This is a genomic window from Thermovibrio ammonificans HB-1 (assembly GCF_000185805.1).
GTDB lineage: Bacteria > Aquificota > Aquificia > Desulfurobacteriales > Desulfurobacteriaceae > Thermovibrio > Thermovibrio ammonificans.
Genome location: NC_014926.1, coordinates 248,490 through 269,811 on the forward strand (window position 1 = coordinate 248,490; position 21,322 = coordinate 269,811).

General features: G+C 52.4%; 36 protein-coding genes, 1 tRNA gene and 1 other RNA gene. 29 read left to right on the forward strand and 9 right to left on the reverse strand.

The window, feature by feature from the left end:
- The first annotated feature begins 11 nt into the window (after positions 1-11).
- From rplX to rplQ, 19 genes are read left to right on the forward strand one after another with little or no spacing between them, the layout of a single operon-like run.
- Positions 12-368, forward strand: a complete 357-nt coding sequence (gene rplX / locus THEAM_RS01370) for a 50S ribosomal protein L24 (RefSeq protein ID WP_013537027.1) — start codon at positions 12-14, stop codon at positions 366-368.
- Positions 369-386: 18 nt separating this feature from the next.
- Positions 387-944 (forward strand): 50S ribosomal protein L5, encoded by a 558-nt coding sequence (gene rplE, locus THEAM_RS01375; RefSeq protein WP_013537028.1) that lies wholly within the window; start codon positions 387-389, stop codon positions 942-944.
- Positions 945-962: 18 nt separating this feature from the next.
- Positions 963-1,148, forward strand: coding sequence for a type Z 30S ribosomal protein S14 (locus tag THEAM_RS01380; protein WP_013537029.1), 186 nt, complete (start codon positions 963-965; stop codon positions 1,146-1,148).
- A 26-nt stretch (positions 1,149-1,174) separates the two neighbouring features.
- Positions 1,175-1,597, forward strand: coding sequence for a 30S ribosomal protein S8 (gene rpsH, locus THEAM_RS01385; protein WP_013537030.1), 423 nt, complete (start codon positions 1,175-1,177; stop codon positions 1,595-1,597).
- Positions 1,598-1,622: 25 nt separating this feature from the next.
- Positions 1,623-2,165 (forward strand): 50S ribosomal protein L6, encoded by a 543-nt coding sequence (gene rplF / locus THEAM_RS01390; RefSeq protein WP_013537031.1) that lies wholly within the window; start codon positions 1,623-1,625, stop codon positions 2,163-2,165.
- Positions 2,166-2,183: 18 nt separating this feature from the next.
- On the forward strand, positions 2,184-2,549 hold the full coding sequence (gene rplR / locus THEAM_RS01395; RefSeq protein WP_013537032.1) for a 50S ribosomal protein L18: 366 nt from the start codon (positions 2,184-2,186) through the stop codon (positions 2,547-2,549).
- A 9-nt stretch (positions 2,550-2,558) separates the two neighbouring features.
- Positions 2,559-3,116 (forward strand): 30S ribosomal protein S5, encoded by a 558-nt coding sequence (rpsE, locus tag THEAM_RS01400; RefSeq protein WP_013537033.1) that lies wholly within the window; start codon positions 2,559-2,561, stop codon positions 3,114-3,116.
- Positions 3,117-3,118: 2 nt separating this feature from the next.
- Positions 3,119-3,304, forward strand: coding sequence for a 50S ribosomal protein L30 (gene rpmD / locus THEAM_RS01405; protein WP_013537034.1), 186 nt, complete (start codon positions 3,119-3,121; stop codon positions 3,302-3,304).
- A 1-nt stretch (position 3,305) separates the two neighbouring features.
- Entirely contained in the window at positions 3,306-3,764 is a 459-nt protein-coding gene (rplO, locus tag THEAM_RS01410) for a 50S ribosomal protein L15 (RefSeq protein ID WP_013537035.1), read from the forward strand.
- An 11-nt stretch (positions 3,765-3,775) separates the two neighbouring features.
- On the forward strand, positions 3,776-5,110 hold the full coding sequence (gene secY / locus THEAM_RS01415; protein WP_013537036.1) for a preprotein translocase subunit SecY: 1,335 nt from the start codon (positions 3,776-3,778) through the stop codon (positions 5,108-5,110).
- Positions 5,107-5,670 carry an adenylate kinase gene (locus tag THEAM_RS01420; RefSeq protein WP_013537037.1) on the forward strand — a complete coding sequence of 188 codons (564 nt, stop codon included), beginning with the start codon at positions 5,107-5,109 and terminating at the stop codon, positions 5,668-5,670. Before secY ends, THEAM_RS01420 begins: the two co-directional genes overlap by 4 nt.
- A gap of 2 nt (positions 5,671-5,672) precedes the next feature.
- Positions 5,673-6,443, forward strand: a complete 771-nt coding sequence (gene map / locus THEAM_RS01425) for a type I methionyl aminopeptidase (RefSeq protein ID WP_013537038.1) — start codon at positions 5,673-5,675, stop codon at positions 6,441-6,443.
- Positions 6,444-6,478: 35 nt separating this feature from the next.
- Positions 6,479-6,697 (forward strand): translation initiation factor IF-1, encoded by a 219-nt coding sequence (gene infA / locus THEAM_RS01430; protein ID WP_041439693.1) that lies wholly within the window; start codon positions 6,479-6,481, stop codon positions 6,695-6,697.
- Between the two features lie 58 nt (positions 6,698-6,755).
- The gene (gene rpmJ / locus THEAM_RS01435) at positions 6,756-6,872 is read left to right on the forward strand and encodes a 50S ribosomal protein L36 (RefSeq protein WP_013537040.1); all 117 of its coding nucleotides are present in this window, start codon (positions 6,756-6,758) and stop codon (positions 6,870-6,872) included.
- Positions 6,873-6,883: 11 nt separating this feature from the next.
- Positions 6,884-7,264 (forward strand): 30S ribosomal protein S13, encoded by a 381-nt coding sequence (gene rpsM / locus THEAM_RS01440; protein WP_013537041.1) that lies wholly within the window; start codon positions 6,884-6,886, stop codon positions 7,262-7,264.
- A gap of 16 nt (positions 7,265-7,280) precedes the next feature.
- Positions 7,281-7,670 carry a 30S ribosomal protein S11 gene (gene rpsK, locus THEAM_RS01445; RefSeq protein WP_013537042.1) on the forward strand — a complete coding sequence of 130 codons (390 nt, stop codon included), beginning with the start codon at positions 7,281-7,283 and terminating at the stop codon, positions 7,668-7,670.
- A gap of 12 nt (positions 7,671-7,682) precedes the next feature.
- A complete protein-coding gene (gene rpsD / locus THEAM_RS01450) occupies positions 7,683-8,309 on the forward strand; it encodes a 30S ribosomal protein S4 (protein WP_013537043.1) in 627 nt (208 codons plus the stop codon).
- Positions 8,310-8,339: 30 nt separating this feature from the next.
- Entirely contained in the window at positions 8,340-9,290 is a 951-nt protein-coding gene (locus THEAM_RS01455; protein WP_013537044.1) for a DNA-directed RNA polymerase subunit alpha, read from the forward strand.
- Positions 9,291-9,292: 2 nt separating this feature from the next.
- Positions 9,293-9,700, forward strand: coding sequence for a 50S ribosomal protein L17 (gene rplQ / locus THEAM_RS01460; protein WP_013537045.1), 408 nt, complete (start codon positions 9,293-9,295; stop codon positions 9,698-9,700).
- A 73-nt stretch (positions 9,701-9,773) separates the two neighbouring features.
- Here rplQ and minE read toward each other — a convergent pair whose 3' ends face one another.
- The 3 genes from minE to THEAM_RS01475 are packed head-to-tail and all read right to left on the reverse strand — an operon-like array spanning position 9,774 to position 11,481.
- On the reverse strand, positions 9,774-10,028 hold the full coding sequence (minE, locus tag THEAM_RS01465; RefSeq protein ID WP_013537046.1) for a cell division topological specificity factor MinE: 255 nt from the start codon (positions 10,026-10,028) through the stop codon (positions 9,774-9,776).
- Positions 10,029-10,030: 2 nt separating this feature from the next.
- Positions 10,031-10,831, reverse strand: coding sequence for a septum site-determining protein MinD (gene minD, locus THEAM_RS01470; protein WP_013537047.1), 801 nt, complete (start codon positions 10,829-10,831; stop codon positions 10,031-10,033).
- Positions 10,831-11,481, reverse strand: a complete 651-nt coding sequence (locus THEAM_RS01475; protein ID WP_013537048.1) for a septum site-determining protein MinC — start codon at positions 11,479-11,481, stop codon at positions 10,831-10,833. The genes minD and THEAM_RS01475 overlap by 1 nt, the downstream gene beginning before the upstream one ends.
- A 53-nt stretch (positions 11,482-11,534) precedes the next feature.
- Here THEAM_RS01475 and speB point away from each other — a divergent pair, with 53 nt between their 5' ends.
- From speB to THEAM_RS01490, 3 genes are read left to right on the forward strand one after another with little or no spacing between them, the layout of a single operon-like run.
- Positions 11,535-12,335 (forward strand): agmatinase, encoded by an 801-nt coding sequence (gene speB / locus THEAM_RS01480; RefSeq protein WP_013537049.1) that lies wholly within the window; start codon positions 11,535-11,537, stop codon positions 12,333-12,335.
- Position 12,336: 1 nt separating this feature from the next.
- Positions 12,337-13,200, forward strand: coding sequence for a polyamine aminopropyltransferase (gene speE, locus THEAM_RS01485; protein ID WP_013537050.1), 864 nt, complete (start codon positions 12,337-12,339; stop codon positions 13,198-13,200).
- A gap of 2 nt (positions 13,201-13,202) precedes the next feature.
- Complete coding sequence (locus tag THEAM_RS01490) at positions 13,203-14,258, forward strand: bis-aminopropyl spermidine synthase family protein (protein ID WP_013537051.1); 1,056 nt, start codon at positions 13,203-13,205, stop codon at positions 14,256-14,258.
- 28 nt (positions 14,259-14,286) lie between these two features.
- Here THEAM_RS01490 and THEAM_RS01495 read toward each other — a convergent pair whose 3' ends face one another.
- The 6 genes from THEAM_RS01495 to THEAM_RS01515 form a co-directional block, all read right to left on the reverse strand.
- Positions 14,287-15,222 (reverse strand): bile acid:sodium symporter family protein, encoded by a 936-nt coding sequence (locus tag THEAM_RS01495; protein ID WP_013537052.1) that lies wholly within the window; start codon positions 15,220-15,222, stop codon positions 14,287-14,289.
- A gap of 17 nt (positions 15,223-15,239) precedes the next feature.
- Positions 15,240-15,665, reverse strand: coding sequence for a hypothetical protein (locus THEAM_RS09635; RefSeq protein WP_013537053.1), 426 nt, complete (start codon positions 15,663-15,665; stop codon positions 15,240-15,242).
- Positions 15,666-15,708: 43 nt separating this feature from the next.
- Positions 15,709-16,061: a transfer-messenger RNA gene (gene ssrA / locus THEAM_RS09535) on the reverse strand.
- 59 nt (positions 16,062-16,120) lie between these two features.
- Complete coding sequence (locus THEAM_RS01505; protein ID WP_013537054.1) at positions 16,121-17,005, reverse strand: MTAP family purine nucleoside phosphorylase; 885 nt, start codon at positions 17,003-17,005, stop codon at positions 16,121-16,123.
- On the reverse strand, positions 16,998-17,492 hold the full coding sequence (gene queF / locus THEAM_RS01510) for a preQ(1) synthase (RefSeq protein WP_013537055.1): 495 nt from the start codon (positions 17,490-17,492) through the stop codon (positions 16,998-17,000). The genes THEAM_RS01505 and queF overlap by 8 nt, the downstream gene beginning before the upstream one ends.
- 179 nt (positions 17,493-17,671) lie before the next feature.
- Positions 17,672-17,749 (reverse strand) — tRNA-Glu (locus THEAM_RS01515).
- Positions 17,750-17,892: 143 nt separating this feature from the next.
- Between THEAM_RS01515 and THEAM_RS01520 the strand changes: the two genes are divergently transcribed.
- The 7 genes from THEAM_RS01520 (at position 17,893) to rplI (ending at position 21,322) form a co-directional block, all read left to right on the forward strand.
- Positions 17,893-18,492, forward strand: coding sequence for a 50S ribosomal protein L25 (locus THEAM_RS01520; protein WP_013537056.1), 600 nt, complete (start codon positions 17,893-17,895; stop codon positions 18,490-18,492).
- Positions 18,492-19,058: an aminoacyl-tRNA hydrolase gene (gene pth / locus THEAM_RS01525; RefSeq protein WP_013537057.1), complete on the forward strand. Its 567-nt coding sequence runs from the start codon at positions 18,492-18,494 to the stop codon at positions 19,056-19,058. The genes THEAM_RS01520 and pth overlap by 1 nt, the downstream gene beginning before the upstream one ends.
- Positions 19,059-19,068: 10 nt before the next feature.
- Complete coding sequence (rpsF, locus tag THEAM_RS01530) at positions 19,069-19,449, forward strand: 30S ribosomal protein S6 (RefSeq protein ID WP_013537058.1); 381 nt, start codon at positions 19,069-19,071, stop codon at positions 19,447-19,449.
- Complete coding sequence (locus THEAM_RS01535) at positions 19,449-19,826, forward strand: single-stranded DNA-binding protein (RefSeq protein WP_013537059.1); 378 nt, start codon at positions 19,449-19,451, stop codon at positions 19,824-19,826. The genes rpsF and THEAM_RS01535 overlap by 1 nt, the downstream gene beginning before the upstream one ends.
- Positions 19,827-19,841: 15 nt before the next feature.
- The gene (gene rpsR / locus THEAM_RS01540) at positions 19,842-20,084 is read left to right on the forward strand and encodes a 30S ribosomal protein S18 (protein WP_013537060.1); all 243 of its coding nucleotides are present in this window, start codon (positions 19,842-19,844) and stop codon (positions 20,082-20,084) included.
- Positions 20,085-20,145: 61 nt separating this feature from the next.
- Positions 20,146-20,889 (forward strand): hypothetical protein, encoded by a 744-nt coding sequence (locus THEAM_RS01545; RefSeq protein ID WP_157629601.1) that lies wholly within the window; start codon positions 20,146-20,148, stop codon positions 20,887-20,889.
- Complete coding sequence (gene rplI / locus THEAM_RS01550) at positions 20,870-21,322, forward strand: 50S ribosomal protein L9 (RefSeq protein ID WP_013537062.1); 453 nt, start codon at positions 20,870-20,872, stop codon at positions 21,320-21,322. Before THEAM_RS01545 ends, rplI begins: the two co-directional genes overlap by 20 nt.

Sequence of the window (21,322 nt, forward strand, 5' to 3'; positions counted from 1 at the left end):
GAGGGCTGCTAATGGCTGCTAAGAAGAAGTTCAAGATAAAGGCCGGCGACAAGGTTATTGTTATCGCCGGTAAAGATAAGGGTAAAGTAGGTAAGGTTTTGAAGGTTCTCCCTGAGAAGGAGAGGGTGATAGTTGAAGGTGTAAGAATCGTTAAGAAGCACGTTAGGCCCTCTCAAACCAACCCCGAGGGCGGCATCATAGAGAAAGAGGCCCCCATACACATCAGCAACGTTATGCTTGTTGACCCCAAGACTGGCGAGCCCACAAGGGTTGGCATAAAGTTTGTAGACGGCAAAAAGGTTCGTTACGCTAAGAAGTCTGGAGAGATTATTGACGAGATTAGCAAACCACAGAAGGCGGGTCGGTAATCCGCGTAGGGAGGTAGTATGGCAGAGGAGAAGTACGTTCCGAGACTGAAGAAGAAGTACAAAGAGGAAGTTATACCTGCACTTATGAAGAAGTTCGGCTACAAAAACGTTATGCAGGTGCCGAGAATAGAGAAGATTGTTGTTAACATGGGTGTGGGTGAGGCCGTTCAGAACATAAAGGAGCTTGAGAACGCCATGAACGACCTTGCCCTCATTACCGGTCAGAAGCCTTCCGTTAGGAGGGCAAAGCGTTCCGAGGCCGGCTTTAAGCTCCGTAAGGGAATGCCCATCGGAGCCAAAGTGACCCTCAGAAGGGACCGTATGTGGGATTTCCTTGACAGGCTCATCTCCATGGCCCTTCCGAGGGTTAGGGACTTTAAAGGGCTCTCTCCGAAGTCCTTTGACGGCCGCGGAAACTACAACTTCGGTCTTGAGGAGCAGACCGTTTTCCCCGAGATTGACTACGACAAAGTTGACAAAATCCGTGGTATGAACATCACTATAGTTACAACTGCCGAAACCGACGAGGAGGCAAAAGCCCTCCTGGAGGCTCTCGGATTTCCGTTTAGGAAGTAACCCGAATAGGAGGCATTTATGGCAAGGAAAGCTTTAATCGTAAAGGCTCAAAAGGAGCCGAAGTTCAAAGTAAGGAAGTACAACCGCTGTCCCCTCTGCGGTCGTCCGAGGGGTTACATAAGGGAATTTGGAATGTGCAGGCTTTGCTTTAGAACCCTTGCACTCCAAGGAAAAATTCCGGGCCTGAAGAAGGCCAGCTGGTAAAAATTGGTTAGAGGGGTAGAGAAGCCATGATGATGGATACTGTTGCCGATTTCCTCGCGAGGATTAGGAACGCGAACCTTGTTTACCACGAGACTGTAGAAGCTCCTTATTCTAAGGTTAACGAGGCCATAGCGAAAATCCTGAAAGAGGAAGGTTTTATAAAGGACTACGAGGTTATAGAGGTGCCCTTCAAGAGGGCCAAGAACCCTGAGAACAAGAAGAAGGTTATCAGGGTTCATATGAAGTACGGCCCCAATAAGGAGAGGGTCATCAACGAGATTAAGAGGGTATCTAAGCCCGGTAGGCGTATTTACGTAGGTAAGGACGAGATACCCCTTGTAAAGGCAGGTCTCGGTGTTGCCATTCTCTCCACCAACAAGGGGATTATCCCCGGATACAAGGCCAGGAAGCTCGGCGTAGGTGGAGAGGTTCTCTGCTACGTCTGGTAAAAACAACTAAGCGAGGAGTGAGAAGATGTCCAGGATAGGTAGGCTTCCCGTTGAGATACCGCAAGGAGTAACGGTAGAGGTTAAGCCCGGGAACCACGTTGTTGTTAAGGGCCCTAAGGGGCAACTCGAGTTTACCTTCAACCCGAAGTTAACAATTAAGGTTGAAGACAACAAGGTTATCGTTGAGAGGCCCAACGACGAGAAGCAGATGAAGGCCCTTCACGGAACCACCAGGGCCATAATAAACAACATGGTTATCGGAGTTTCAAAAGGGTTTGAGAAGGTTCTTGAGGTTAAAGGTCTGGGTTACAGGGCCTTCGTTAAGGGTGATACTCTGGAGCTTCACCTTGGATTTTCCCACCCGGTTCTCTACAAGATTCCGGAGGGTATTCAGATTGAGGTCGACAGGGACAACAACATCTACGTTCGCGGTATAGATAAGCAGAAGGTAGGCCAGGTTGCGGCCGAAATCCGCTCCTTCAGGCCGCCTGAGCCTTACAAGGGTAAAGGTATCAGGTACAGGGGTGAGAGGATTATCCTCAAGGCCGGTAAGTCTGCTAAGAAGTAACCTTAAAGGGGTGAGAAGATGGCTAAGTTAACAAGGCGTGAGAGAATTGCGAAGAAGCACAGAAGGGTTAGGAAAAAGGTATTCGGAACGCCCGAAAGGCCGAGGCTGGCGGTTTACAAGAGCTTGAAGCACATCTATGCACAGATTATTGACGATACAAAGGGTGTTACACTTGTTTCCGCCTCTACTCTCGACAAGGAAATCAGGCCGAGGATGCCCGAGCTTACCAAAACCGAAGAGGCCTTTGAGGTCGGTAAGCTTATCGCGAAGCGTGCCCTTGAAAAGGGCATAAAGAAGGTAGTTTTTGACAGGGGCGGTTTCATCTACCACGGCCGTATTAAGGCCCTTGCCGAAGGTGCAAGGGAAGGCGGACTTGAATTCTAAGGAGGTATCATGGCGAAGAGGGTAAAACCTGACGGTTTAGAGCTTAAAGAGAGACTTGTTCACATTAACAGGAACGCTAAGGTTGTAACCGGCGGAAGGAAGTTCAGCTTTACCGCCTTCGTTGTTGTAGGCGACGGTAAAGGCGTTGTCGGTTTTGGAAGGGGTAAAGCTGCAGAGGTTCCAGACGCTATAAGGAAGGCCACTGAAGATGCCAAGAAGAACCTTATAAAGGTTCCCGTTGTAGACGGAACCATTCCCTTCGAGGTTGAGGCCAAGTTCGGCGGCTCCAAGGTTATTATGAGGCCGGCCGCTCCCGGTACCGGAGTTATTGCGTCTGCTCCGGTTCGTGCCGTTCTTGAGTCTGCCGGCGTAACCGACATTCTCACAAAGGTTATAGGCTCTACAAACCCCCACACGGTTGTTAGGGCTGTTCTCAAAGGCCTTGAGCAACTTAAGACTCCCGAGGAGTTTGCCAAGCTCCGCGGAGTTCCCGTTGAGGAGCTTCGCAGGCGCTGGAAGCTTCCGGGCCGCAAAGTAACAAAAGAAGGTGAGATTATCAGGAGGTAACAATGGCTAAGGTTAAGATAACGCTCGTTCGCGGCCTTGCCGGTAAGAGCAAGAGGAAGAAGGCAACTCTCGAAGCTCTCGGCCTCAGGAAGAGAGGAGCTTCCACCGTTAAGGAGCTGAATCCCGCAATTGAGGGAATGATTGAGAAAGTTAAAGAACTCGTAAAAGTAGAACCTGTGGAGGAGTAAAATGGGACTTGGACTGAATAACCTTAAGCCCAACCCTGGAGCTGTCCGTGAGAAGAAGCGTGTAGGTAGGGGTCACGGCTCTGGCCACGGTAAAACCTCCGGAAGGGGACAGAAGGGTCAGAAGGCCCGCTCCGGATGGAAGGGCGGAACCAGGCCCGGATTTGAAGGTGGCCAGACTCCCCTTTACATGCGCTTTCCCAAGCGCGGCTTTTCCAACGCTCCCTTTAAGAAGGAGTACGCCGTTGTTAACGTAAGGGACCTCCAGGAGCGCTTCGAAGAGGGAACCGAAGTTACCCCTGAACTTTTAAAGCAGGTTGGCCTTGTAAAAAGGAACCTTCCCGTTAAGGTTCTCGGGGACGGAGAGCTCACCAAGAAGCTGGTAGTTAAGGCCCACAAGTTCTCCGAATCTGCTAAGCGTAAAATTGAGGAGGCGGGAGGCTCCTGGGAAGAGATAGCCTAAGGAGAAGGTAAATGAACCTTTCCAAAATATTTGCCAACGTTACGGCGGTTCCTGAGCTCAGGAGGAGATTCCTCTTTACCTTAGCGCTCCTGGCCGTTTTCCGGCTGGGAGCCCATATTCCCGTCCCCGGTATAAACGTTGAAGCCCTTGTAGACTTCTTCCAAAGGGCCCAGGGGACCGTTTTCGGCATGATGGACATCTTCTCCGGAGGGGCCCTGAGGAAACTCACCATCTTTGCCCTCGGCGTTATGCCCTACATCAGCTCCTCCATCATCATGCAGCTTCTCACTGTAGCCATTCCCTCTATAGAGAAACTTGCGAAAGAGGAAGGGGAGTACGGCAGGAGGAAAATCAACCAGTACACCCGCTACGGTGCGGTTCTCCTTGCCTTCATTCAGGCCCTCGGAATAGCGATAGGCCTTGAGAGCATGACGAGCCCTACGGGCGTTCCCATAGTTCCCAACCCCGGCTTTACCTTCCTCTTCGTAACCGTTACCACCCTTACTGCCGGCTCAACTTTCCTGATGTGGCTCGGCGAGAAGATAACCGAAAAAGGTATCGGTAACGGAATGTCTCTTTTGATTTTCGCCGGTATCGTTGCGAGCATCCCCTCTGCCGTTATAAGGGTGCTCACAATGGTGAAGAGCGGGGACATGTCCCTCTTTAAACTCCTGACGGTTGTGGCAATCATAGTCTTGATGATTGCCGCCATAGTTTACATTCAAGAGGCCGAAAGGAGAGTCCCCCTCCAGTATGCCCGGAGAACAGTCGGCCGTCAGGCCGTAGGGCGCTACACCAGCTATCTTCCCATTAAACTCAACCCGGCCGGCGTTATTCCCATAATCTTTGCAGCCTCTATCCTGATGTTCCCGGCAACCGTTGTTCGCTTCATTCACAACCCGATTGCCCAGTCAATCTATGAGGCCCTTCAGCCGGGAACTACGCTCTACCTGGTTGTTTACGGCGCTTTAATCTTCTTCTTCACCTATTTCTACACCGCAATAGTCTTCAACCCTGAAGAGATAGCCGAAAACCTCAACAAAGCCGGAGGCTTCATCCCCGGCGTTAGGGCGGGAACCGACACCGCCAAGTACCTCGACAGAATCGTATCGAGACTCACCTTTGCAGGGGCGGTCTTCCTGACGCTTGTGGCCTTAATTCCGATGATTATCGTTCAGAAGATGAACCTGCCCTTTTACTTCGGCGGTACGGCCATCCTGATTGTTGTAGGTGTGGCCCTCGATACCCTCAAGAGGATGGAAGCTTTCGCCCTTATGCTCTCTTACGAAGGCTTCCTCGGAAGAAGACGGAGAAAGATGCGCTTGGGAGCAGGAGGTTCCAGATGATAAAAGTAGTCTTCTTAGGCCCTCCCGGAGCCGGAAAGGGAACTCAGGCCCAGAGGATTGCGGCCAAGTACGGCGTTCCCCACATATCTACCGGCGACATCCTGCGTGCCGCCGTTAAAGAGGGGACTGAGCTCGGAAAGCTTGCGAAAACTTACATGGACAGGGGAGAGCTCGTTCCCGACGACGTAATAATAGGTATCATCAGGGAGAGGCTATCCGAGCCCGACGTTAAAGAGAAGGGCTTTATCCTCGACGGTTTCCCCCGGACAATCGCCCAAGCCAAAGCCCTCGACCAGATGCTCGAAGAGCTCAACATGCCCCTCGACAGGGTAATCTACCTCAACGTAGACGATGAAGAGATTGTTAAACGCCTCCTTGCGAGGGGAAGGGAAGACGATACCGAAGAGGTTATAAGGAAGAGGCTAAAAGTTTACAGGGAGCAGACCGCTCCTCTTATAGACTACTACTCCGAAAAGTGCCTCCTTGTTGAGATTTACGGAGTGGGAGACATAGACGAGATAACTGCCAAAATTGAAGAAGCTCTCGGGTTGAAGGGTTAAAGTTGAAGCGGACAAAGCACGGAATAATCCTTAAAACCCCCGAAGAGATAGCCAAGCTCCGAACGGCTGCTGCTACCACTATGGAGATTCTCCTTAAAATTGCGGAGAACGTGGCTCCGGGTATAACCGCCCTCGACATAGACAAGCTTGCAAGAAGCTACTGTAAGGAGTACGGCGTTAGGCCGGCCTTTCTCGGCTACGGGGGCTTCCCCGGAGCCATATGCGTCTCCGTGAACGAGGAGGTTGTCCACGGTCTCCCGACTAAAAACAAAGTCTTTAAGGAGGGGGACATAGTCTCCCTCGACTTCGGGGCAGTTGTTGACGGCTGGATAGGGGACGTGGCGGTAACTGTTCCCGTAGGTGAGGTCTCTCCCGTTGCCCAGAAGCTCATAGAGGTAACGGAGAAAGCGCTCTACAAGGGTATAGAGGCCGCTAAAGTGGGCGGCAAACTCATCGATATATCAAGGGCGATTCAGCGTTTTGTGGAGTCCCACGGATTTAACGTTACACGGGGGTATGCCGGTCACGGTATAGGGCGCTCCCTCCATGAGGAGCCCCAGATAACAAACTACGTTTTTAAAGGTTACCCCGACATAACTCTCGAGCCGGGCATGACGTTCGCAATTGAGCCTATGGTTAACGAGGGAACGGGTAAGGTGAAGGTGAAGCGTGATAGGTGGACCGTTGTAACCAGGGACGGGAAGCTGTCTGCCCATTTTGAGCACGATGTTGCTATTACAGATGAGGGGACTATAATTATGTCCGCAATTTGAGGTTCCAGCTGGAACCCTTTAAGGGAGAGGCACTTATGGCAAAGGAAAAAGGTATTCAGGTTGAAGGAAAGGTGGTTGAGGCCCTGCCCAACGCCTACTTCAAGGTAGAGCTCGATAACGGACATCAAGTTCTCGCCCACGCTTCGGGCAAAATGAGGGTTCACTTTATAAGGATTCTGCCAGGCGACCGTGTGGTCGTTGAGCTCAGTCCCTACGACCTTACAAGGGGGAGGATAGTTTACCGCAAAGGATAACCGTCCCTTTCCTAATACCGCGGCTGAAGGCACGAAACACAAACAGGAGAGGTAGCAGATGAAGGTAAGACCGTCTGTGAAGAAGATTTGCCCCAAGTGTAAGATTATCAGGCGTAAAGGGGTAGTTAGGGTTATCTGTGAGAACCCTAAGCACAAACAGAGACAAGGTAAGTAAGGAGGAGAGCTGTGGCGAGGATTGCTGGAGTAGACATTCCAGACAACAAGAAGGTCCCCTATTCCCTTGCCTACATTTACGGAATCGGGATTAAGAGCGGCTTTAAAATCTGCGAAAAGGCCGGCGTAGACCCGGAAAAGAGGGTTAAGGACTTAACCGAAGAGGAGATTGCCAAGATAAGGCGCATTATCGAGAACGAGTACAAGGTTGAAGGTGACCTCCGTAAAGAGATTGCAATGAACATCAAGCGCCTGATTGAAATCGGCTGTTACCGTGGCGTTCGTCACAGGCTCGGCCTTCCCGTTCGCGGCCAGAGGACGAGGACAAACGCCAGAACGAGGAAGGGACCGAGGAAGACGGTTGCCGGTAAGAAGAAGGCACCCAAGAAGTAATTAAAGGAGGTTTTTGATGGCTAAGGCCAAGAAGGGAAAGAAGAGGCAGAAGAGAACCGTTGGTTTCGCTATAGCGCACATTCAAACCTCTTTCAACAACACCATTATTACCTTTACCGATAAAGAGGGTAATACCCTCTGCTGGGAGAGCGGCGGAACCGTAGGATTTAAGGGAACGAGGAAGAGCACTCCTTACGCCGCTCAGCTTGCCGCTACAAAGGCGGCCCAAAGGGCCATGAAGGAGTTCGGCGTTAAGGACGTTGAAATAAGGATAAAGGGTAACGGCGGAGGAAGGGAAACCGCCATTAAGGCTATTGCAGCTGCCGGTTTAAACGTTAAGGTTATTAGGGACGTTACTCCCATTCCCCACGACGGCTGTAGGCCACCAAAAAGAAGAAGGGTTTAATGGAGGTAGTAGATGGGTAGGTACACAGGTCCCAAGTGGCGTATTGCAAGGCGTCTTGGCGTTAACATATACGTAGGAGAGGAGAAGTCTCAAAAAGGTAAGTCCATTCTCGACAGGCGTCCGTATCCTCCCGGTCAGCACGGCCGTTCCCGTAGGAAGATTTCCTACTACGGCCGTCAGCTTATGGAGAAGCAGAAGGTTAAGTACTACTACGGCGTAAGGGAAGAGCAGTTCAGGCGCTTCTACGAGATGGCCGAGCGTATGAGGGGGCAGACCGGTGAGAACCTCCTCAAGCTCCTCGAGAGCAGGCTTGATAACGTTGTTTACAGGCTGGGATTCGGCAAGTCTCACAGGCATGCAAGGCAGCTTGTAGTTCACGGCCACATTCTCGTTAACGGCAAGAAGGTAGACAGGCCTTCCTACCTTGTTAAGCCCGGAGATGTTATAGAGGTTAAGGAAAAGAGCAGGGACATTCCCCAGATTAAGGAGGGTATGGAGCTCGCTCAGAGGAGAGGTATTCCCTCCTGGCTTGAGCTTGACCCCGAGAACTTTAAGGGTGTTGTTAAGGCCGAGCCTACAAGGGAGGAGATTGAGATTCCTATCGAGGAGCACCTCATCGTAGAGCTCTACTCCAAGTAATAGTTAGTTAATGCTCTTATGGAGGAAAGAATGGTTGAATTTATAACTCCTGAGAGGTTCACCTGGGAGGAGCATACCAACACTTACGGTAGGTTCGTGGTTGAACCTCTCGAGAAGGGGTACGGCGTTACCATAGGTAACGCCCTTCGTAGGGTTCTGCTCTCCTCTATAGAGGGTGCTGCTCCTACTGCCGTTAAGTTTGAGGGGGCTTATCACGAGTTTACGACTCTGCCGGGGGTTGTTGAGGATTTAACGGAGATTGTCCTTAACATAAAGAAGCTTAGGTTCGTCCTCCACGGCGAGGGGCCGGTTTTCATAGAGCTGAAGAAGAAAGGGCCCGGTAAGGTTTACGCCAAGGACTTTGAGCTTCCGTCTCAGCTTGAGCTTCTCACCCCCGACCAGGAGATAGCTACCCTCGATAACGAGTCTTCGGAGATAGAGATTCACCTCAGGGTAGATAAAGGAAAGGGGTTCGTTCTCTCCGAAGATATCCAGGAGATTTTCGACATCTCCACGCTCGGCTGGATACCCCTTGATGCCGACTTCTCCCCCATAAAGAAGGTTACATTTAAAGTTGAGGATACGAGGGTAGGCCGCAGAACCGACTACAACAAGCTCACCTTTGAGATTTGGACAGACGGCAGCATAACCCCGAAGGACGCAGTTGTCAGGGCGTCCAACATCCTCATAGACCACTTCTCTCAAATCAGGGATAGGCTCGTTGAGGCCCTTTTTGCCGTTGAGGAGGCCCAAGAACCCAAAGAGGAGGTTTCGGAGGTTCTCAATCAGACCCTTGAGGAAGCCGGACTTTCCGGAAGGGCCCTTAAAGTGCTCAAAGAGCACGGTATAGAAACCGTTAAAGACCTTGTGGCCCTTGATAGGAAGGAGCTTGAGAGTCTCAAAGGTCTTGGTAAGAAGTCTATTGCAGACATCGAGGCCTTTCTCTCTCAACTTGGACTTGAACTGGGCGGAGGTAAGTAGAGATGAGACATAGAGTAAAGGGTAAGAAGCTCGGAAGGCCTACAGAGCACAGGATGCTGATGCTCAGGAACCTTGTTACCGATCTTATGGAGCACGGCAAAGTTGTTACTACCGTTGCAAGGGCAAAGGAGCTCAGGCGTCTTGCGGATAAGGTAATCACCAAGGCAAAGCAGGAAGACAAGCTAAAGGCCATAAGGGACGTGCTGGCTATTGTTACCAAGAAAGAGATTGCCTTCAAGGTTGTTAACGAGATAGCTCCCCGTTACAAGGACAGGCAGGGCGGTTACACAAGGATGCTCCACTACGACTTCCGTAAGGGAGACGCCGCACCTACCGCCATAGTTATGCTTGTAGAGGCCGGAGAAGGCAAGGCGGAGAAGCAGGAGGCCGAGGAGAAGGCAGAAGGTTAGTGTGGAGTTTTAGCCAAATAGAAAGGGGGGGCCTTAGGGCCCCCTTTTTTATTTGCAGCCTGCAAACGTCTGTTTACTGGTCCTTTACCGGTATCTCTATCTCTATTTTGCCTTTGTCTTTGTCTTCTGGAATGCTGATGTTCACGCCGCTTGTGTCGATGAAGGGGAACTTCTCGAGGGCTGCAAGTATCGCCTTTTTAACTTCCTCTATGGCGTTTGGAGGAAGGCCGGCCCTGTCGTACTTGAGAATGACCTGGAGCCTCTGTTTGGCCACCTCTTTTGCCGGAGGTTTACCGAGAGCCCCCTTTATCTTAGAGAAAATCCCCATTGCTAACCACTCCCGAACAGTTTTTTGAGTTTGTCCAGAAGTCCCTCTCCTTGCTGTTTGAGTTCATCGAAGGGAACCTCTTTCCCGAGCAGCCTCTCTGCCACGTTCCTGAGGGCCCTTCCGGCCACCGACTCCTGGAAGAGAACGGCAGGTTCTCCCCTGTTTATGTAGGCAACCATGTTGGGGTCTTCCGGCACTATGCCTATGAGGTCGAGGCCGAGTATCTGTAGAACGTCGTCTACGTCGAGCATCTCTCCTCGGGCCACTTTTTTGGGGTCTATCCGGTTTATCACCAGCTTGGGCTCGCTTTTCTGCATGGCCTCACACAGGCCTATTACCCTGTCGGCGTCCCTGATGGAGGCCATTTCGGGGTTTGCAACAACAATTATCGTGTCTGCCGGCGTTACGGCGGTCTTGAAGCCCTCCTCTATGCCGGCAGGTGAGTCTATGAAGATGAAGTCGAACTTGTCGCGGAGCTCCTCTACGATTTTAACCAGGTCTTCCGGCTTTACGGCACTTTTATCCTTTGTTTGGGCCGCCGGAAGCAGGTAGAGGTTCTTTGTCCTCTTGTCCTTTACTAGTGCCTTCTCGGGGGGCACTACCCCTTCAACAACGTGAACCAGGTCGTAAACTATCCTGTTCTCAAGCCCCAAGACGAGGTCAAGGTTTCTTAATCCTATGTCTGCGTCTATGGCTACTACTTTATAACCTTTAAGGGCCAATGCGGTGGCAACGTTGGCAGTTACCGTACTTTTACCGACACCGCCCTTCCCCGACGTAACGCATATGACTTTGTCAGCCATTAACTTCCCCTTTTAGAGTGTTCTATTTTAATTTTGCCACTTTTAACCTTTGCTCTAAAGTTTACAAACTCTTCACCTCTCTCGAAAGAGAGGTTCTTGCCACACACTTCTATCCTCGGAGCGCTGAAGAACAGCGCCCTTACTTCCCCTTCGCTTTTGCCTATCCCGGCCCTGACAAGGCCTCTAATGCTTCCCATAACGTATATATTCCCCCCGGCCTCCACTTCCGCTCCGGGGTTAACATCCCCCATTATTATGAGGTCTCCGGTTGAAGTTAATTTATCGCCTGAACGGAGTGTTTTTTTAACGAACTTAATCTCCTCGCTTTCCGAGCGCTCCTTCTCTCTCTCTACCTGAAGGGTTGAAAGGTCGCAGGGAATTCTGCGGCCTATGCACAGCTCCCGGTTCTCCTTAACGTTTGTTTTGAAGCCGCAAAAGGTTACGCCGTCGAGCTCTTTTGCGATTTTCAGAAGCTCTTCGAGCTCTTCCGGCGAGAGCTTGTAGTTCTCTACGGTGAGGACGAGTCTGGCCCCTTTGAGGAGCTGTTTCTTCTCCAGGAGGAACTGTTTGATTTTGTCGATTTGGAAGCCTTCTCCGCCTATGAGAAGCTCTATACCTATTACGTTGGTGCCCCTTAGTTTCAGCTCCATCGGTTAGAATTCTCCGTTGTTTAGTGTAGAAATTTTACACTTTGGAGGTCGGCTTGAAGTTCCTCTGTGCCAAGGAAAAAGGAAAGATAGCAGTTGTCGGTGCACCCTACGACTCTACCACCTGTTTTAGGCCTGGGGCCCGTTTCGGTCCCGACGGGATAAGGAATTTTTCCCACAACCTTGAAGAGTTCAGTCCGGCTCTCAATAAAACCCTGGAAGAGCTTCAGTTCTGTGACCTCGGAAACGTTGAACTTCCCGCCCCTCCCGAACAGATGGTTGAACACCTCTACTCCTTCGTGAAAGAGGTCGAGCTTCCCGTTGTTCTGGGAGGTGAGCACTCTGTCACCTACCCTGTTGTAAAGGCCCTTAAGGAGCGTTACGGTTCCCTAACCGTTATCCACTTTGACGCCCACGCCGACCTCAGGGATGAGTACTCCGGAACCCCTTACTCCCACGCCTGCGTTATGAGAAGGGTAGCAGAGCTTGGATGTACCGTTTACCAAGTTGGGATAAGGAGCGGAGCCCGGGAGGAGTTCCTCTACAGGGAGACCTCCCCCTTCGTCTTCGATGTGGAGCTTTCAGAGCTTCCCACCCTCTTCAGCTCCCTCGAGGAGCCCGTTTACATAACCGTTGATATAGACTACTTCGACCCGGCTTACGCACCCGGAACCGGCACTCCCGAGCCCGGCGGAGCTTCACCGCTTGAATTCTTCACCACCCTTTATAAATTACCAGCCGTCAAGCTGGTAGGGTTCGACCTTGTAGAGGTGGCACCTCCCTACGACCCCTCCGGAATCACCCAGGCCCTCGGGGCCAAAGTGGTCAGGGAGGTGATGCTCAAGTTCTGGGGGTGAGATGCTGCAGTTTACCGAGTTCTACGGCGGCGAGGGAATGGAGCTTCAGGCCACTGGCCTCACCTTCAAAGTAAAGAGCGCCAAACGGGTTAAAACCCCATACCAGGAGCTTCTCCTCCTTGACACCTACGACTGGGGTAAAATGCTCGTCCTTGACGGAGCCGTCCAGACAACGGAGCGGGACGAGTTCATCTACCACGAGATGATAGTCCACCCGGCCCTCTTTACCTTCAACAGGAGAGTAAGTAGGGCTCTCGTTATAGGCGGCGGCGACGGCGGAACCGTAAGGGAGCTTCTGAAGCACAACGTTGAGAAAGTAGAACTCGTTGAAATAGACAGAGACGTTGTAGAAACCGCCCTGAACGAACTCCCCACCATCTCCTCTGCCCTTAAAGACGAGAGGGTTACGGTCCACTTTGCAGACGGCAGGGAGTTCGTGAAAGGAAAAGAAGGGGTTTACGACCTCATAATCGTAGACTGCTCCGACCCCATAGGGCCCTCTGCCGTTCTCTACCAGGAGGAGTTCTACAGAGACTGCTTTAAAGCCCTTGTGCCAGACGGTATCTTCGTTACCCAGTCTGAATCCCCCTTTGCACAGCGGAAAATCCACAGGCAGGTTGTTAAAGAGCTGGAGAAGGTCTTCCAGATAGTAAGGCCCTACCTCGCCTTTATACCCACCTACCCCAGCGGTATGTGGAGCTTCACCATAGGCAGCAAAACCCTCGACCCTCTGGGCGTTCACCCCGTTACCCTCCAGAGACTCTACGAGGAGTTTAAGAAGAGGAACGGCCAACCGAAGTACTACAACCCGGAAGTCCACTACGGAGCCTTTGCGATACCAAACTTCGTATATATGGAGGAGTAGAAATGGAGATACTGGAGCAGATTGCCCAGGAGGCGGAGCAGAACACCCAGGTTCCCGCCTATCCCAGGAGCGTAGAAAAGGTTATAGCGGCGGTGATGTCATCTCCCAACTTCTGGAAAATCGTAGACCTCTCCGATGAGCCGCTGCCCCTTGTTGCGGAGATTTTGAAGCTCCTGAACAAGAGGGACCTTGTAGTCTTTGAAGGGAACCAAATCCTCCTCACCGAGGCGGGAGCGGAGCTTGCCAAGAAGCTCGGCATAGAGCCCTTTGCCTCCCACAGATGTCCTACCTGCAACGGCAGGGGCGTTGTAATCGACGACTCCCTCAGGCCCGCCTTCGAGAAGTTCCTCGAAATCCAGAAGAACAGGCCTCCTGCCATCCACCAGTACGACCAGGGCTACGTTACCCCCGAGAACACCTTTGCAAGGGTAGCCCTTGCAGACGACAGGGGAGACCTCAGGGGCAAAAAGGTCTGCGTCCTCGGAGACGACGACCTTATGAGCATCGCCCTTGCCCTTACGGGCCTTCCGGCAAGGGTGACCATTCTCGAAATCGACGAGAGGCTCGTAAACTTCATTAAAGAAGTTTCCGATAAGTACGGCCTCAACATAGACGCAAGGGTTCACGACCTCCGCCAGCCCCTTCCCGAAGACGTTGTGGGAGCTTACGACACCTTCTTCACAGACCCTCCCGAAACAGTTGAAGCCATAAAAGCTTTCGTCGGAAGGGGCGTTGCAACCCTTAAAGGCCCTAGGTGTGCCGGTTACTTCGGCGTAACCCGTAGGGAGTCCTCCCTTGACAAGTGGGCCCGAATCCAGAAAGTTCTCCTTGATATGGGCCTCGTTATAACCGACCTCCTTCACAACTTCAACGAGTACGTAAACTGGGACTACTACCAAGAGATGAGGGGTTGGCAGCTCACTCCGGTTAAAGAGCCTCCTAAGGAGATTTGGTACAAATCCACCCAGTTCAGGGTCGAAACCATCAGGGGCTTCAAAGGCTTCAATGAGCCCATTGTTGGCGACATCTACAACGACGCAGAGAGCTCAACAACTTAAACACCCGGGGGAGGGAGTTCTCCCTCCCCTACTTTAAATGCCTTCCGTGAATTGCTCTAAACAGCTTCACAACAAACGGTCCCACCAAGTTCTGCACAACGCTGTAAACAACGGCGGGCAGGGCCGCCAAGGGCCCCCAGTGGGTAACCGCCAAAACGGTGGCAAGCCCCGAGTTCTGCATGGCCGTTTCTATCGAAATCGTTACCCTCTCCCTCGGCGGTATGCCTAGAAATCTCGGAATCAGGTAGCCGAGCCAGAAACCCAAGAGCAGGTGAACCGTCACTCCGGCTACGAGCAGTAAAAGTCCCTCTGCCGGCAGGGCCTCTATTTTGTCTTTCCCTGCCGCCACAACAAAGCCCACTATCAGAACCACTGCAAGGGCCGAAAGTTCTGGCAGAACCGGCTTTACCCTCTCCACCCGCTCTTTAAAAAGGCCCGAAGCGGCAAGGCCAACCGTTACGGGTAGCAGTGTAAGCAGGACCATATCCTTAAAGAGGGAAAGGGCGTTAACCTCTACAACCTTTGCCGCCAGCAGCTTTGTAAGCAGGGGAGTCAGAAAGGGCGACACCAACGTATTAACCCCGGATAGCGCAAGCGACAACGCCAGGTTTGCTCCCGTTAGGAAGTTGTAAACGTTTGAAACAACCCCCGTAGGGCAGCTTCCGGTTAGAACCTCGCCTGCTGTAAAGACTTTCGGCAGCCCCTTATACAGGAGCTTCGCAACCGCAAAACCTACAAACGGCATAACCGTGTACTGGGTGAAAAGCCCTACAACCACCAGTTTGGGCTTTTTCAGTAGCAGGGAGAACTCTTCCGGTTTAAGAGTTAAACCCATAGAGAGCAGAACGAAGGCTAAGAGAGGCTTTATTACGGGTTTCAACCCTAAAAAGAGAAAGGGGAGCTTTAAGGCGGCAAAAACGGCAACGAGAACCCAGAGCCACAGGTAACCAGAGATAACCCTCATACGTTAAATTCTAACAGCTACTCCCACCAGTAGTAGTAAACCACGGCTCCGGAATCGGTCTTCTCTACCTTTACCACCTTTACCCGCTTCTTTTTCACAAGGGTTTTGGGAAGCTCTGTTAACTTTACAGCCTTTTTACACCTGCCGTTTTCCCACCTCAGGCAGCACTTGTCGCCCAGAACGTTCCTCTTCTGGCACGTTACGAACCAGTAGTGGCTCTCAGCTCCGCTTACGTAGTTTTCGAGCATACCGGCAACTGAGGGCGACTGGGGTAAGCTGAAGTCCTGTGAAGCGGGTGCAGATGGCGTAACGGCTCCCTGTTGCGCTGAAACTCCCTGATTTGGGGCCGTAGTTGTTGTTTGGGGGGAAGTAGCCGTTTGGGCCAGTGCCAATTGGGTTGTTAGTAGGAGGGCGGTTCCCGCTTTTTTGAGTATTGAATCCACGTTCACTCCCGGGCAGGGGAATTACGCTTAAAGTATTAATATTTGGTGGAGGTGGCGGGATTCGAACCCGCGTCCGGAGGTGCGGCTCAGGTAGCTTCTACAGGCTTAGCCCGTGTTTTAAGCTCTCGCCTCGGGGTTAGCCCACGGGCAGGCGCCCCGAGGCCAGCCCTCTTGGGTGTCGTAGCCCTGCCGAGGGCGGGCAGAGCTACCGAGCCCGCCTCTCTGTCGCCCTACTCAGAGCCGACGGGCGAAGCTCTGAGGGGCGTCGCCGCGTTTAGTTAGGCGGCGAGAGCGAGTGTTTCGTCGGCAACTATTTTGGGTGCCTTTTTTACGAGGTTGGCGCCTCGGCCTGCCACTACCTGAACCTCTGCACCCCCGTCGAAACCGTTCACCCCCGTATTCAACTGTCCAGCACTATAATATAGGCCTGCACACAAAGAGGGCAACCGTTGAAACTATTGATAGTCAAACTCTTCTAATATCCACTGCCTCCAATCGGTGCCGATTCTTCCCTTCCTCCTGTAGCGCTCCATAAGCTTGGGGCAGTGGCAGGTTCGCTCTAACCTGTAGAGCTTCTCCACGCAGAGCTTCACAACCTCCGGGAACCTTCTAACCGCCTGGTTCACCCTCTCCATCTCCTCTCCCGACACCATACCCTCAAAGAGCTCTCCCTCCTTGAATGCTGCTTCCTTTACCCCTTCGGCAAAGTTGGTAACGTAGCACACTGCCCCGTAGCACATCTCGAGCTCCTTTGCCAGGAAAACCTCCGGAACGAGCGTCATACCCACAAGCTCTCCTCCCAGCCTCTCCATTGCCCTTATCTCGGCAGGGGTTTCGAGCCTGGGCCCTTCGGTACAGCAGTAAACGCCTCCGTCGTGGACGGTCTCCTTTAACTCCTTTAAACTCTCCAGCAGACACTCCCTCACCTGCGGGCAGAAAACGGGGCTCTGCCTTACAAACCCCAAGCCCCCGTTCTCGAAAAAGGTGGTCTTCCTGCCCTTTGTAAAGTCCAGAATGTCGTGGGGTACAACAAACTCCCCGGGTTTAAGGTCCCTTTTCAGCGAGCCGGGGCCCGTCCAGGCGATAACCCTTTCTGCCCCGAGCTCCTTAGCTCCGTATATGTTGGCCCTGTAGTTCACGAAGGGGGCGGTTTTCGTGTAGTCCCGCTCGCCGTGCCTCGAGAGAAACAGATACTCGAATCCGTTAGGGTGCTTTATGGTGTAAATCGGGTTGCTCAGCCCGAAGGGAGTCTCCACCCTTTTAACGCCGACTACCTCTCCGAACTCCCCTTTCTCCAGCGTATAGGCGCCGCTTCCCCCTATTACCAGAACCTTACCCACGGTTTCTCCTTATGGGCGGTGGTGTTATCCTGTGGAGCTTGAAGCGCTCCGAGGCGAGCTCCTTTACCCAGTCGAGCTCGGAGCGGAAGCGCTGAACGAACGGGTCTATGGAGATTCCCCCCCGGGGGTTGAACTCTCCGTAAACCTCCAGGTAAAAGGGCTCGAGCAGGTTGAAGAGGTCGTCGGCTATTCGGTTCACTACATCTTCGTGGAAGTCTCTTGCGTCCCTGAAGGAAAAGAGGTATAGCTTCAGCGACTTGCTCTCAACCAGCCACCTATCCGGGATGTACTGGATGTAAATGGTTGCAAAGTCGGGCTGACCCGTTATCGGGCACAGGGTTGTAAACTCCGGGCAGTTGAACGACACCCAGTAGAAGCGGTCGGGAAACCTGTTGGGGAACCTCTCAAGGAGCTGGGGGCTGTATTTGAAGGTGTACTCGGTTTTCCTGCCGAGCTTAGAGATGTTGCCAAAATCCTTCCTCTCCAAAGTTCCTCCGGAAACTGTTTGACTCCATTGTAACCGAAGGGGAGGGTTTGAGGAGTGAATCTAAGTTCGGAAAGAGGGGGCAGCCTTTTGCTGCCCCTTTCTCCATAAAGGGGAGGGAGGGGGAAAAGGGGGGATTATGAAGACTATCTCAAATCCACCCTTTTACGCGTCTGAAGAAGTGGCGTCCCCGGCGGGATTCGAACCCGCGTCGCCGGCGTGAAAGGCCGGTGTCCTAGGCCTGGCTAGACGACGGGGACGCTTCTAACTTGCGCACTGCAGAATATAGGCTCTTTAGCCGGATGTGTCAACTTTCCGGCTAAAAATTTCTCCACTTGACAAAACGGGGAGTTGAATGTAAATATTGGCTGCTTTCCCGCAAACACCACTAAGGAGGTAGTAGATGAAAGTAGTAGAGGTGAAGGCTACCCGAAGGGAGAAGACCGGGAAAGAGGTAGCCAAGAAGCTGCGCAGGGAAGGCCTTCTTCCTGCCGTTATCTACGGTGGGGGAAGACCGGAAGCCACACCGATTGCCATTCCCGCCAAAGAGGTGCGCCGCATCAAGCACCACCACGGCCTCATCAAGGTGGACCTGGGCGACGAAGAGAGGATGTGCATCCTCAAGGACATCCAGTACAACTGGCTCGGCGACGTTCCCATTCACGTCGACTTCCAGGAAGTTACCTTCGGTGAGACCCTCGAAGTTGTAGTTGAGCTTGAGTTCGTGGGAACTCCCGTCGGTGTTTCCGAAGAGGGCGGTGTTCTCGAAATCCTCAAGCGTGAAGTTGCAATCGAGACCCTTCCCAGGGAGATTCCCGAGAAAATCGTTGTTGACATCTCCAACCTTCACGCAGGAGACGCTCTCCACGTGAAAGACCTGCCCCTGCCCGAGGGTGCCAAGTTCGTAGACAGCCCCGACGAAACGGTTGTTGTTGTAACCGAGCCTGAAGCTCAGCCCGAAGAGGCAGAAGAGGAAGCTTCCGAGGAGGCTAAGGAAGAGTAATGGTGAAGCTCGTCGTGGGCCTCGGAAACCCGGGAAGAGAGTATGAGAAGACCCGTCATAACGTCGGCTGGATGGTCCTCGACAGGCTTGCCGATAAGCTGGGGGTCTCTCTGAACCGGGAGAAGTTTAAGGGCCTTTACGGCGAGTATAGGGGTGAAAACGGTAAAGTTATACTGCTTAAGCCCTTAACCTACATGAACAGGAGCGGTGAGAGCGTATCCCAGTTCCTCCGCTACTTTAAAATCGCCCCCGAGGAGATGGTTGTCGTTTACGACGACCTCGACCTTCCCCTTGGGAAGCTCCGCTTGAAGCCCAAAGGCAGCAGCGGAGGCCACAGGGGGGTAGAGTCGATAATACGGGAGCTCGGGACGTCCAACTTTCCCAGGCTAAAAGTTGGAATAGGAAGGCCGGCCAGGAAGGAGGAGGTTGTAGATTACGTCCTCTCCCCCTTTGGCAGAGAGCAGTGGCCGGCAATCGAGGAGGCCGTTGATAGGGCTTCCGACTGCCTGAACCTTTTAATAAGCGGAGAGCCGCTCCAAACGGTAGCATCAAAATGCAACAGTTAGGGAGGTAAAGATGAGGGAGTACTACTACGAGATGGTTTACATACTCAGGCCCACAATGAGCGACGAAGAGACAAACGCCGCCATAGAGAAGGTAAACTCCTACGTTGAGAGGTACGGCGGAGAGGTCCTCAAGGTAGACAAGTGGGGTAAGAGGCAGCTTGCATACCCCATTAACGACTACGACAAAGGCTTTTACGTCCTTGAGTACATAAGGACCGACAAGAGGGACTTCGTTAGGAATATGGAGAACTTCTTTAGAATTAACGAAGACGTTATAAGGTTCCTCCTCTTCAGGCTGAAGCCTTCAGAGGTTAAGGAGTTGAAGGAGAAGCTCGGTAAGAAAGAGGAGGCTGTAGCAGCTTCCTCCGAAGAGAATAAGGGAGAAGAGTAATGCTCAACAGGGTTTTGCTTATCGGTCGCCTCGTTGCCGACCCTCAGCTGCAGCACACCCAAGGGGGAACCCCTTTCACCAGGTTCAGGATTGCCGTTAACAGGCCTTACCGGGACCGGAACGGCAACTGGCAGGAGGATACCCTCTTCATCGACGTAGTTGTTTGGGGTGATGCTGCAGACAGAATTGTGAGCAGAATCTCTAAGGGTAACAGGGTCTTCGTTGAGGGAAGCCTCAGGCAGTCTTCCTGGGAGACCGAGTCCGGAGAGAAGCGCAGCCGTATAGAGGTTCGCGCCGATAGGGTTTTAGCCCTCGACCCCCGTTCAAGGGAGCAGGAAGGGGGTCTTGAAGAGATTAACGACGATATCGAATTCTAATTGGGAGGTAAGAGGATGAGTAACGGACTTCCTCAGAGGCGTTTTGTTAGGAGGAGGAAATACTGTAAGTTCTGTGCTGAGAAGATAGAGAGGATTGACTATAAAAACGTTGAGCTTCTCAAGTCCTTCATCTCCGAGAGGGGTAGGATAATCCCCAGGAGGATTTCCGGCGTCTGCTCCAAGCACCAGAGGCAGCTTGCAAGGGCCGTAAAGAGGGCAAGGCACCTTGCTCTCCTTCCATTTGTTAAGATGGACTAAGGAGATGGCAGGGGAGAGAAGGCCTTTTTTCGTTTACCTGCTTGTTCTTTCCGGAGCCGGAGTGCTTTATCAGAGCCCGGCCCTGGCACCTACAGGGCTGGGGCTTTCTCTTTTCGTTCCGGCCCTTTTCAACCTGGCCTTAAGGGGCGTTTCACTGCCCGCTGTGCTCTTTGGGACGGCAGTTGTTGAGGTTCTGCTCGCCCTGTTGAATCCCCAGGTGGCCCTTGATGTGGGGTACTTTCCGTTTTTGGGCCTTCTCTTTTACCTGTTTAAGGAAAGGCCTGCCGCTGCGGTTCTGTCGGGTGCCGCTCTTCTCTTTGGGGGAAGCTTAATAGAGGAGCTTCTCTTTGGCCTCCCCAAGGAGGTTACCCAGTTTAAGGAGTTTATGGCCCTTAGGCTGGGTATTTACGCTTACACGGCCCTCCTTGTAAGCGTTGCGGCTTACGGCTTAACCCTTCTGCTTGAAAGGCGGGGGGAGCTCTTCTTCAAGCTGAAGTTCGGCTTCTGGACTGCGGTTTTCTTTATCATTTCCGCCGCAGCCTCTCTGCTCCTTAAGGGGAGCGCTAAGGTTGTTTCCGAGAACTTCCTCATAGCTTCCCTCGGCTTTCTTACGGCTCAGGGAATACCGGTTTTCTTCCACTTCGTTAGGCGGTTTTCTCCCCTTATGAAGTTGATTATTTTCTTTGCGGTGCTAATTTTTCCACTGGGGTTTTTGGCCACGGCCCTTGTTTTGGGGCTTCTCGATAACTGGTTCGACTTCAGAAAACTGAAAGGAGGTGAGGAAGATGGAAGTAATCCTGCTTAAGGATATGGAGAACCTCGGAAAGGTTGGCGACATAGTGAAGGTAAAGGACGGCTACGCAAGGAACTACCTTATACCTTCCGGCATAGCCCTTCCCGCTACAAAGTCTAACATCGCAAGGGTTAAGAACGAGCTTCAGTCCCTTAAGAAGAAGGCCGAGAGGCAGCTGGCCAGGTACAAGGAGCTTGCCGAGAAGCTCAACGCAACCCGCATCACAATTGAGCACGAGGCCGGAGAAGAGGGCAAGCTCTTTGGCTCCGTTACAACTTCCCAGATTGAAAAGGCCCTCCACCAAGCCGGCTTTGAGGATGTTGAGAAGAAGCAGATTATCCTTGAGAGGCCCATCAGGGAGACCGGAACTTACGAGGTTAAGATTCACCTCTTTAAAGACGTTGAGGCTACCGTAACGGTAGACGTTGTTCCCCTGAAGAAGTAA

What these genes read in the sequence shown, in the direction of transcription:
- rplX (WP_013537027.1), top strand. Translation starts at nt 12, where the DNA reads ATGGCTGCTAAGAAGAAGTTCAAGATAAAGGCCGGCGACAAGGTTATT.
- rplE (WP_013537028.1), top strand. Translation starts at nt 387, where the DNA reads ATGGCAGAGGAGAAGTACGTTCCGAGACTGAAGAAGAAGTACAAAGAG.
- THEAM_RS01380 (WP_013537029.1), top strand. Translation starts at nt 963, where the DNA reads ATGGCAAGGAAAGCTTTAATCGTAAAGGCTCAAAAGGAGCCGAAGTTC.
- rpsH (WP_013537030.1), top strand. Translation starts at nt 1,175, where the DNA reads ATGATGATGGATACTGTTGCCGATTTCCTCGCGAGGATTAGGAACGCG.
- rplF (WP_013537031.1), top strand. Translation starts at nt 1,623, where the DNA reads ATGTCCAGGATAGGTAGGCTTCCCGTTGAGATACCGCAAGGAGTAACG.
- rplR (WP_013537032.1), top strand. Translation starts at nt 2,184, where the DNA reads ATGGCTAAGTTAACAAGGCGTGAGAGAATTGCGAAGAAGCACAGAAGG.
- rpsE (WP_013537033.1), top strand. Translation starts at nt 2,559, where the DNA reads ATGGCGAAGAGGGTAAAACCTGACGGTTTAGAGCTTAAAGAGAGACTT.
- rpmD (WP_013537034.1), top strand. Translation starts at nt 3,119, where the DNA reads ATGGCTAAGGTTAAGATAACGCTCGTTCGCGGCCTTGCCGGTAAGAGC.
- rplO (WP_013537035.1), top strand. Translation starts at nt 3,306, where the DNA reads ATGGGACTTGGACTGAATAACCTTAAGCCCAACCCTGGAGCTGTCCGT.
- secY (WP_013537036.1), top strand. Translation starts at nt 3,776, where the DNA reads ATGAACCTTTCCAAAATATTTGCCAACGTTACGGCGGTTCCTGAGCTC.
- THEAM_RS01420 (WP_013537037.1), top strand. Translation starts at nt 5,107, where the DNA reads ATGATAAAAGTAGTCTTCTTAGGCCCTCCCGGAGCCGGAAAGGGAACT.
- infA (WP_041439693.1), top strand. Translation starts at nt 6,479, where the DNA reads ATGGCAAAGGAAAAAGGTATTCAGGTTGAAGGAAAGGTGGTTGAGGCC.
- rpmJ (WP_013537040.1), top strand. Translation starts at nt 6,756, where the DNA reads ATGAAGGTAAGACCGTCTGTGAAGAAGATTTGCCCCAAGTGTAAGATT.
- rpsK (WP_013537042.1), top strand. Translation starts at nt 7,281, where the DNA reads ATGGCTAAGGCCAAGAAGGGAAAGAAGAGGCAGAAGAGAACCGTTGGT.
- rpsD (WP_013537043.1), top strand. Translation starts at nt 7,683, where the DNA reads ATGGGTAGGTACACAGGTCCCAAGTGGCGTATTGCAAGGCGTCTTGGC.
- THEAM_RS01455 (WP_013537044.1), top strand. Translation starts at nt 8,340, where the DNA reads ATGGTTGAATTTATAACTCCTGAGAGGTTCACCTGGGAGGAGCATACC.
- rplQ (WP_013537045.1), top strand. Translation starts at nt 9,293, where the DNA reads ATGAGACATAGAGTAAAGGGTAAGAAGCTCGGAAGGCCTACAGAGCAC.
- minE (WP_013537046.1), bottom strand. Translation starts at nt 10,028, where the DNA reads ATGGGGATTTTCTCTAAGATAAAGGGGGCTCTCGGTAAACCTCCGGCA.
- minD (WP_013537047.1), bottom strand. Translation starts at nt 10,831, where the DNA reads ATGGCTGACAAAGTCATATGCGTTACGTCGGGGAAGGGCGGTGTCGGT.
- THEAM_RS01475 (WP_013537048.1), bottom strand. Translation starts at nt 11,481, where the DNA reads ATGGAGCTGAAACTAAGGGGCACCAACGTAATAGGTATAGAGCTTCTC.
- speE (WP_013537050.1), top strand. Translation starts at nt 12,337, where the DNA reads ATGCTGCAGTTTACCGAGTTCTACGGCGGCGAGGGAATGGAGCTTCAG.
- THEAM_RS01490 (WP_013537051.1), top strand. Translation starts at nt 13,203, where the DNA reads ATGGAGATACTGGAGCAGATTGCCCAGGAGGCGGAGCAGAACACCCAG.
- THEAM_RS01495 (WP_013537052.1), bottom strand. Translation starts at nt 15,222, where the DNA reads ATGAGGGTTATCTCTGGTTACCTGTGGCTCTGGGTTCTCGTTGCCGTT.
- THEAM_RS01520 (WP_013537056.1), top strand. Translation starts at nt 17,893, where the DNA reads ATGAAAGTAGTAGAGGTGAAGGCTACCCGAAGGGAGAAGACCGGGAAA.
- pth (WP_013537057.1), top strand. Translation starts at nt 18,492, where the DNA reads ATGGTGAAGCTCGTCGTGGGCCTCGGAAACCCGGGAAGAGAGTATGAG.
- rpsF (WP_013537058.1), top strand. Translation starts at nt 19,069, where the DNA reads ATGAGGGAGTACTACTACGAGATGGTTTACATACTCAGGCCCACAATG.
- THEAM_RS01535 (WP_013537059.1), top strand. Translation starts at nt 19,449, where the DNA reads ATGCTCAACAGGGTTTTGCTTATCGGTCGCCTCGTTGCCGACCCTCAG.
- rpsR (WP_013537060.1), top strand. Translation starts at nt 19,842, where the DNA reads ATGAGTAACGGACTTCCTCAGAGGCGTTTTGTTAGGAGGAGGAAATAC.
- rplI (WP_013537062.1), top strand. Translation starts at nt 20,870, where the DNA reads ATGGAAGTAATCCTGCTTAAGGATATGGAGAACCTCGGAAAGGTTGGC.